This window comes from Stenotrophomonas sp. PS02289, from assembly GCF_029960115.1.
In the GTDB taxonomy this organism is placed as follows: Bacteria; Pseudomonadota; Gammaproteobacteria; order Xanthomonadales; family Xanthomonadaceae; genus Stenotrophomonas.
In genome coordinates this window covers 1-8,151 of sequence record NZ_JASCOZ010000183.1, presented here as the reverse complement: position 1 = coordinate 8,151, position 8,151 = coordinate 1, and the positions used below count along the sequence as shown (strand labels likewise).

At 67.0% G+C, this 8,151-nt stretch carries 7 protein-coding genes; 4 read left to right on the top strand and 3 right to left on the bottom strand.

Going from position 1 to position 8,151, the window contains the following annotated elements; all coding sequences use genetic code 11:
* Nucleotides 1–126: 126 nt before the first annotated feature.
* The 3 genes from QMX83_RS18415 to grxC all read right to left on the bottom strand — a co-directional run bounded on the left by QMX83_RS18415 (nucleotide 127) and on the right by grxC (nucleotide 1,981).
* Entirely contained in the window at nucleotides 127–1,134 is a 1,008-nt protein-coding gene (locus QMX83_RS18415; protein ID WP_282298089.1) for an isocitrate dehydrogenase, read from the bottom strand.
* A gap of 161 nt (nucleotides 1,135–1,295) precedes the next feature.
* Nucleotides 1,296–1,688, bottom strand: a complete 393-nt coding sequence (locus tag QMX83_RS18410; RefSeq protein ID WP_282298088.1) for a carboxymuconolactone decarboxylase family protein — start codon at nucleotides 1,686–1,688, stop codon at nucleotides 1,296–1,298.
* Nucleotides 1,685–1,981 carry a glutaredoxin 3 gene (gene grxC / locus QMX83_RS18405; RefSeq protein ID WP_282298087.1) on the bottom strand — a complete coding sequence of 99 codons (297 nt, stop codon included), beginning with the start codon at nucleotides 1,979–1,981 and terminating at the stop codon, nucleotides 1,685–1,687. The genes QMX83_RS18410 and grxC overlap by 4 nt, the downstream gene beginning before the upstream one ends.
* Before the next feature lie 155 nt (nucleotides 1,982–2,136).
* Here grxC and QMX83_RS18400 point away from each other — a divergent pair, with 155 nt between their 5' ends.
* The 4 genes from QMX83_RS18400 (at nucleotide 2,137) to ppk1 (ending at nucleotide 8,091) form a co-directional block, all read left to right on the top strand.
* The gene (locus QMX83_RS18400; protein ID WP_282298086.1) at nucleotides 2,137–3,777 is read left to right on the top strand and encodes a M48 family metalloprotease; all 1,641 of its coding nucleotides are present in this window, start codon (nucleotides 2,137–2,139) and stop codon (nucleotides 3,775–3,777) included.
* A 136-nt stretch (nucleotides 3,778–3,913) separates the two neighbouring features.
* Nucleotides 3,914–4,603, top strand: a complete 690-nt coding sequence (gene phoB / locus QMX83_RS18395) for a phosphate regulon transcriptional regulator PhoB (RefSeq protein ID WP_125362262.1) — start codon at nucleotides 3,914–3,916, stop codon at nucleotides 4,601–4,603.
* A 69-nt stretch (nucleotides 4,604–4,672) separates the two neighbouring features.
* Nucleotides 4,673–6,010, top strand: a complete 1,338-nt coding sequence (gene phoR, locus QMX83_RS18390; protein ID WP_282298085.1) for a phosphate regulon sensor histidine kinase PhoR — start codon at nucleotides 4,673–4,675, stop codon at nucleotides 6,008–6,010.
* Nucleotides 6,007–8,091 carry a polyphosphate kinase 1 gene (ppk1, locus tag QMX83_RS18385; protein ID WP_282298084.1) on the top strand — a complete coding sequence of 695 codons (2,085 nt, stop codon included), beginning with the start codon at nucleotides 6,007–6,009 and terminating at the stop codon, nucleotides 8,089–8,091. The genes phoR and ppk1 overlap by 4 nt, the downstream gene beginning before the upstream one ends.
* Nucleotides 8,092–8,151 lie beyond the last annotated feature (60 nt).

Sequence of the window (8,151 nt, the reverse complement as noted above, 5' to 3'; positions counted from 1 at the left end):
CCCCCCCCCCGCCCCCGCCCCCGCCCCCCGGGGGGGGCGGCGCGCGGGGGGCCCCCGCCCCACGCAGAGACGAACGAAAAAGGCACCCTCGCGGGTGCCTTTTTGTTTCCACGGAGATCGAGCCGATTACAGACGGCTGGCGATCGCCTGGGCGAAGCCCATGGTGTTGCCGGTACCGCCGAGGTCGCCGGTCAGCGAATCCTTGGCTTCCAGGGTGGCAACGATGGCCTTGCGCAGGCGCTCGGCGTTTTCCGGCTGGCCGACATGGTCCAGCATCTGCGCGGCAGCAAGCAGCAGGGCGCAGGGGTTGGCCTTGCCCTGGCCGGCGATGTCCGGCGCGGTGCCGTGCACGGCTTCAAAGATGGCCGCGTCCTTGCCGATGTTGGCACCCGGGGCCAGGCCCAGGCCGCCGACGAGGCCGGCGCACAGGTCGGAGATGATGTCGCCGAACAGGTTGGTGGTGACAATGATGTCGAACTGTTCCGGACGCATCACCAGCTGCATGCAGCAGTTGTCGACGATCATTTCCTGGAACTCGATGTCCGGGTACTCGGCGGCCACTTCACGGGCGACGTTCAGGAACAGGCCCGAGGTCGACTTGATGATGTTGGCCTTGTGCACGGCGGTGACCTTCTTGCGGCCGGTGCTGCGGGCCAGCTCGAAGGCGTAGCGGACGATGCGGTCCGAGCCCTTGCGGGTGATGCGGGTGCCGGAGAAGGCGGTTTCGCCGTCAGCCGAGACTTCCTGGCCTTCCGCCAGGTAGGCACCTTCGGTGTTCTCGCGCACGGTGATCAGGTTCACGCCGTCGCCGAAGCGCGACTTGGTGTTCGGGAACGAGGTGGCCGGACGGACGTTGGCGTACAGGTCGAAATGACGACGCAGGCTGACGTTGATGGAGGTGAAGCCGCCACCGACCGGGGTGGTCAGCGGGCTCTTCAGGGCGATCTTGTTACGCGCGATCGATTCCAGGGTGGAAGCCGGCATCAGGTCGCCGTGCTTTTCCAGGGCCACCAGGCCGGCGTCGGCTTCTTCGTATTCCAGCCCGGCGTTCAGCTTGTCGAGCACGAAGAGCGTGGCGTCCATGATTTCCGGGCCGATGCCGTCACCGCGGATGACCGTGATTTTCTGCGTCATTGATATCTATTCCGAACCAGGGGGAAGCGCCTTGGTCCGGGAGCCGGAGCACAGGCGCAAGGGAAGTTTCACCCGCAATTATGCCCCACCCGGGCGGATGACCCCAAATAGACAAAGGTCCCACACCGGTAGCGCCCGACCGTGGGTCGGGCGTCCGTTCATCAATGTTCGTGCGCGGCCGGGGTGGCTGCCCCGCCTTCCAGCTGGTCCAGGAAGTCCACGGCGCGGCGCAGGTGCGGAATGACGATGGAACCGCCGACCACCAGGCCTACCGAGAAAGTCTCGAAGAACTCTTCACGGCTCACGCCCGCCTCTTTGCACTGGGCCACGTGGTAGCTGATGCAGTCGTCGCAGCGCAGCACCATCGAGGCGACCAGACCCAGCAGTTCCTTGGTCTTCACGTCCAGCGCGCCGGCCTGGTAGGTCTGGGTGTCCAGCGCGAAGAAGCGTCGCACGACCTGGTTGGGCTCACCCAGGATGCGCTCGTTCATGCGCTTGCGGAACTCGGTGAACTCCGCGATGCGGTCCTTGCTGCCTTCGTCCGCCGCGCTCATGCCTGTTCTCCGTTCAGCAGCGGCTCAAGTTTGCCGGCCTGGTGCAGCGCCATCATGTCGTCGAACCCGCCCACGTGAACGTCGCCGACGAAGATCTGCGGCACGCTGGTGCGGCGGGTCTTGGCCATCATCTTCTCGCGCTCGGCCGGGTCCAGGTCGATGCGGACCTCGGTCCAGGACTCGCCCTTGCTCTTCAGGAAGTTCTTGGCGGCCACGCAGTACGGACACACGGCGGTGGAATAGATGGTGATGGGCGGCTTCCCGCCCGGGTTGGAAGCGACATCTTGGCTCACGGGAAACTCCACAGCGGAACGAGTGTCTGTATATGGTATCGCCCCGCTGGAATTTCGATGCCATCGCCGCAACACTGTGGATTAACGACAGATTTCGGCATCGCCTGTCACGCTGCCTGCACAACCGCCCTACCCGCCTGCTCCGGAGCCTCCGCTTGCGCCTTCTGCTGCTCTCTGCCGCACTGACCCTGGCCTTGGCCATGCCGCTGGCACAGGCCCAGGACGCCAAGCTGCCGGACATCGGCTCCTCTGCCGGGGAACTGCTGACCCCCGCCCGCCAGGCCGAGTACGGCGGCATGATGCTGCGCGAACTGCGCAACTACGGCATGTTGCTGGAAGACCCGCTGGTGGACGAATGGCTGCAGACCATGGGCACCCGGCTCGGCTCCAACAGCGCGCAGCCACGCCAGCCGTATACCTTCTTCATGCTGCGCGACCGCCAGATCAACGCGTTCGCCACGCTGGGCGGCTACATCGGGGTGAACGCCGGGCTGGTGCTGACCGCCGAACGCGAGGACGAGGTCGCGGCGGTGCTGTCGCACGAAATCGCCCATGTCACCCAGCAGCACGTACTGCGCGGCGTCGAACGGGCCCAGCGCGACCAGATCCCGATCCTGCTGGGCATGCTGGCGGCGGTGGTGGCCGCGCAGCAGGCCGGTGGCAACTCGTCGGGCGATGCGACGATGGCCGCGATCACCTCGGGCATGGGCCTGATGCAGCAGCGCCAGATCAACTACACCCGCAGCAATGAGTCCGAAGCCGACCGGCTGGGCATCCGCACCCTGGCCCGCAGCGGCTACGACGTGGACGCGATGGCCGGGTTCTTCGAGCGCATGTCCGCATCGATGCGCGGTAACGCCGGCGGATACTCGGTGCCGGACTTCCTGCAGACCCACCCGGTCAACACCACCCGTATCAGCGAGGCCAAGGCGCGCGCCGAGCAGATGAAGAAGGACACCGTGCTGCTGACCACGCAGACCCCGACCGGGGTCCGCACCGAGCGCGTGGACCCGGCCGACCCGGCCCTGTCCGACCCGATGGTCCGACGCAGCAACCCGTTGCTGCCCTCGGGCATGCAGTTCTCGGTCAACGCGCTCAGCCGCGGGGCCTCCGGGCAGTTCGACTGGGCCCGTGAGCGGCTGCGGGTGCTCAGCGCCGATACCCCCAGCGAGCTGGCGACGGAATACCAGAACCTGCAGCGTTCGCAGAAGAACGGCCTGTCCGACGCCCAGCAGTACGGCCTGGCGCTGTCCCGGCTGCGCGCCGGCGGCGCAGCGCAGGCACGCACCGACTTGGCCGAACTGCTGCGGACCCACCCGGACAACCTGTGGCTGGCGCTGGCGCTGGGCGAAGCCGAGTCGCGCTCGGGGCAGACCGCCCAGGCCAATGCCCGCTTCGACGCCTTGCTGCGCGAGCATCCGGGCAGCCGTCCGGTGGCGTTGACCTATGCCGACGTGCTCAATCAGCAGGGGGGCCGCGAGGCCGGCCAGCGCGCGCAGGCAATGCTGCGACCGCTGCTGTCGCAGAGCGGCAACGATCCGGTGTTCCAGCAGCGCTTCGCCCGCGCCAGCGAACTGGCCGGGGACAGCATCCGCGCCAGCGAGGCGTATGCCGAGGCCGCCTTCCTGAACGGCCGCCCGGAGCAGGCCCTGATGCAGCTGCAGGCCCTGAAGAAACAGCCGGAGCTGGATTACGTGGGGCGGGCACGGGTGGACGCGCGGATCGAGAGCATCACCCCGACCGTGCTGGAGATGCGCCGCCAAGGGATCAATGACCCGGAGCTGGAGCGACGCTAGGGAGGCCCTCCCGGCGCGTGAAAATGACATGAAAGCGACACACCGATGAATCCGCCTCGAGGGCTGGTCACAAACCTGTCATGAAACCGTAGTCTACTGGGCAGCATCCCGGTCTGATGAGCAATACGGTGGGCACGTGCAAAAACGCATCCTGATCGTCGACGACGAACCCGCGATCCGCGAGATGGTCGCCTTCGCCCTGCGCAAGGGTGATTACGACCCCATTCACGCCGGTGACGCGCGCGAGGCGCAGACCGCCATTGCCGACCGCGTACCGGATCTGATCCTGCTGGATTGGATGCTGCCCGGCACCAGCGGCCTGGACCTGGCCCGCCGCTGGCGCAAAGAGGCGCTGACCCGCGAGGTGCCGATCATCATGCTGACCGCGCGTGGGGAAGAAAACGATCGCGTCGGCGGTCTGGAAGCCGGCGTGGACGACTACGTGGTCAAGCCGTTCTCGGCCAGGGAGCTTCTGGCCCGGATCCGCGCCGTCATGCGCCGCGCCCGTGAGGACGACGAGGACGGCAGCGTCGCGGTGGGCAACATCCGCATCGACGGGGCGGCCCACCGGGTGTTCGCCGGCGACCAGCCGATTCCGATCGGCCCGACCGAATACCGCCTGCTGCACTTCTTCATGACCCATCCCGAGCGCGTCTACACCCGCGCGCAGTTGCTCGACCACGTGTGGGGCGGCAGTGTGTATGTGGAGGAGCGCACCATCGACGTGCACATCCGCCGCCTGCGCAAGACGCTGGAGCCGTTCGGTGCGGAGAACATGGTGCAGACGGTGCGTGGGGCCGGCTATCGGTTCTCGACTGCGACCTGATAGGGTCCAGTAGCTGCGCAGCGGGGCCGCGCCCCGCTCTACGTCACGTGTCATCCACCCGAGAATGTAATGCCGCGCCACATCCGCTCCGCCTGGCTGAAGACCCTTGCCACCCTGGCCGTTCTGCTGCTGGCCGCTGTACTGGTGGGTCTGGCCACCGGGCACGTATGGATGTGCATCGCGCTGGTGTCGATCGGCGCGCTGGTCTGGCACTACTGGCGGCTGCGCGGGGTGCTGGGCCGGCTGACCGCGCGCCAGCGCTGGGAAACCGCCAGTGGCGTTGGCGTGTGGAACGAGCTGGACCGCGTCCTGTACCGCAACCAGGTGGAAATGCGCACGCGCAAGCGCCGCCTGCTGGACATGCTGCGCAGCTACCGCGCCGCCGCCGCCGCCTTGCCGGACGCCGTGGTGGTGGTGGACCGCAACAGCCAGCGCGTGCAGTGGTTCAACGAAGCGGCGACCTCGCTGCTGGGCCTGCATCACCCGGGTGATCTGGGCGAGGCACTGGTCGAACGCCTGCAGCCGATGCCGCTGGCGCACTGGCTGGCCGGCGGCCGCAACGCCGAACCGATCCTGGACGTGCCCTCCCCCGTCGACCCGGCCATCCGCCTCAACCTGCGCCTGATCCCCTACTCGGCCGACTACTGGCTGCTGATCGCGCGTGATGTGAGCAAGCTGCTGCGACTGGAGCAGGTGCGCCGCGACTTCGTCGCCAACGTCTCGCATGAGCTGCGCACCCCGCTGACGGTGGTGCATGGTTACCTGGACATGATGGACCCGGAAGACTTCCCGGGCACCGGCCCCATGCTGGAGGAAATGCGCAAGCAGTCCCAGCGCATGGCGCAGCTGGTGGAAGACCTGCTGACCCTGTCGCGGCTGGAATCGCAGGAACATACCGAAGAAGAAACCGTGGCGATGGCACCGATGCTGGCCACTCTGCGCCGCGAAGCCGAAGCGCACAGCCAGGGCCGCCATCTGATCAGCGTCACCGACACCGCCGGCGTGGACCTGCTGGGCTCGACCAAGGAGCTGCACAGCGCGTTCTCCAACCTGGTCACCAACGCCGTGCGCTATACCCCGGTCGACGGCCGCATCGACGTGGTGCTGGCGCGCGAAGGCCAGGGCGTGGTGCTGTCGGTGCGTGACACCGGCTACGGCATTCCGGCCAATCACCTGCCCCGTCTTACCGAGCGTTTCTACCGTGTGTCCAGCAGCCGGTCGCGCGAAAGCGGCGGCACCGGGCTGGGCCTGTCCATCGTCAAACACATTCTGGGCCTGCACCACGCACGCCTGGAGATCCAGAGCGAGGTCGGCAAGGGCAGCACGTTCTCGTGCCACTTTGACGCCGACCACGTGCGTGCGCGCACTGAAGCCGCTCTTCCTTCTGCCGAAGACTTCTCCGCATGAGCACCCTTGTTCCCATCGCGTTGCCGACGGACACCGATTCCCTGCGTGAGCCATCGCTGTACATCAACCGCGAGCTGTCGCAGCTGGATTTCAACTTCCGCGTGCTGGCCCAGGCGCTTGACCCGCAGGTTCCGGTGCTGGAGCGCCTGCGCTTCATGTGCATTTCCTGCACCAACCTGGACGAGTTCTTCGAGATCCGCGCGGCTGCCGTGCGCCATGCGCAGGAATTCGGCCTGCCGCCCGCACCGGACGGCATGACCCCGCAGGCGATCCTGAACGCCATCCACGACCGCGCCGCCGAACTGGTCGACCAGCAATACCGCTGCTGGAATGAAACCCTGCGCCCCGCCCTGCACGAGGCCGGCATCGACGTGCTCGGCCGGCATTCGTGGAACCACCGTCAGAAGCGCTGGCTGCGCGCGTACTTCCGCAACGAGATCATGCCGGTGCTGTCGCCGCTGGGCCTGGACCCGTCGCACCCGTTCCCGAAGATCCTCAACAAGTCGCTGAACATCGTGGTGGTGCTCAAGGGCACCGACGCCTTCGGCCGCGCCGGGCACATGGCCATCGTGCGTGCGCCACGTTCGCTGCCGCGCATCATCCAGCTGCCCGATTCGCTCGGCAACGGTGCGCAGACCTACGTGTTCCTGTCCTCGGTGCTGTCCACCTTCGTGGAGGAACTGTTCCCGGGCATGGAGGTGCAAGGGGCCTACCAGTTCCGCGTGACCCGCAATTCCGAGCTGGTGGTGGACGAGGAAGAAGTCGAGAACCTGGCGCTGGCGCTGCGCGACGAACTGGTGGACCGCGGCTATCGACCGGCGGTGCGCCTGGAGATCGCGCACGACTGCCCGCGCGAGATCGTGCGCACGCTGCTGCAGAATTTCGGCCTGACCGACAACGCGGTGTATCCGATCGACGGCCCGGTCAATCTCAACCGGGTGATCCAGCTGTATGACCTGCTGGCCCGTCCCGACCTGAAGTATCCGCCGATGAGTCCGCGCAACCTGCGCGACAGCGACGGCATCTTCGAGACCGTCGCGCGCAAAGATGTGCTGCTGCACCATCCGTTCGATGCCTTTACCGCGGTGCTGGACCTGATCAAGCAGGCCGCGGTGGATCCCGCCGTGCTGGCGATCAAACAGACCCTGTACCGCACCGGCAAGGACTCGCAGATCGTCGATGCGCTGATCCTGGCCGCGCGCAATGGCAAGGACGTCACCGTGGTGGTGGAACTGCGCGCGCGCTTTGACGAAGAGGCCAATCTGGGCCTGGCTGATCGCCTGCAGGAAGCGGGCGTACAGGTGGTGTATGGCGTGGTGGGCTTCAAGACCCACGCCAAGATGCTGCTGATCGTGCGCCGCGAGGGCCGCAAGCTGCGCCGCTACGTGCACCTGGGCACCGGCAATTACCACAGCGGTACGGCGCGCGCGTATACCGACCTGAGCCTGATCACCGCCGACGCCGACATTGGCAACGACGTGCACCTGCTGTTCCAGCAGCTGTCCGGGCTGGCATCGAAGACCCGCCTGAAGCGCCTGCTGCAGTCGCCCTTCACCCTGCATACCGGTCTGCTGCAGAAGATCGAACGCGAGATGCGCCTGGCCGCCAGTGGCCGCCCGGGACGGATCATCGCCAAGATGAATGCACTGAACGAACCGCAGGTGGTGCGCGCGCTGTATGCAGCCTCACAGGCGGGCGTGCAGATCGACCTGATCGTGCGCGGTGCCTGCACGCTGCGCCCGGGCGTGCCCGGCGTGTCGGAGAACATCCGCGTGCGCTCGATTGTCGGCCGCTTCCTGGAACACAGCCGCGTGTACTGGTTCGGCAACGACGGGGCGTCCGAGCTCTACTGCGCCAGCGCCGACTGGCTGGAGCGGAACCTGCTGCGCCGGGTGGAAACCTGCTTCCCGATCCTGGACCCGGAGCTGGCGCGCCGCGTGTACCGCGAGGTGCTGCAGAACTATCTGGATGACAACCTCAATGCGTGGGAGCTGCATGCCGACGGCGAGTACCGCAAATGCGCGCCCGCCCACGACGAGCCGCCGCATTCGGCGCAGATGGCGTTGATGCAGGGTTTGTAGATCGAAGATCTGCAAACCGGGTAGCGCCGGCCGTTGGCCGGCCCAGGCGGTGCTGAGGGC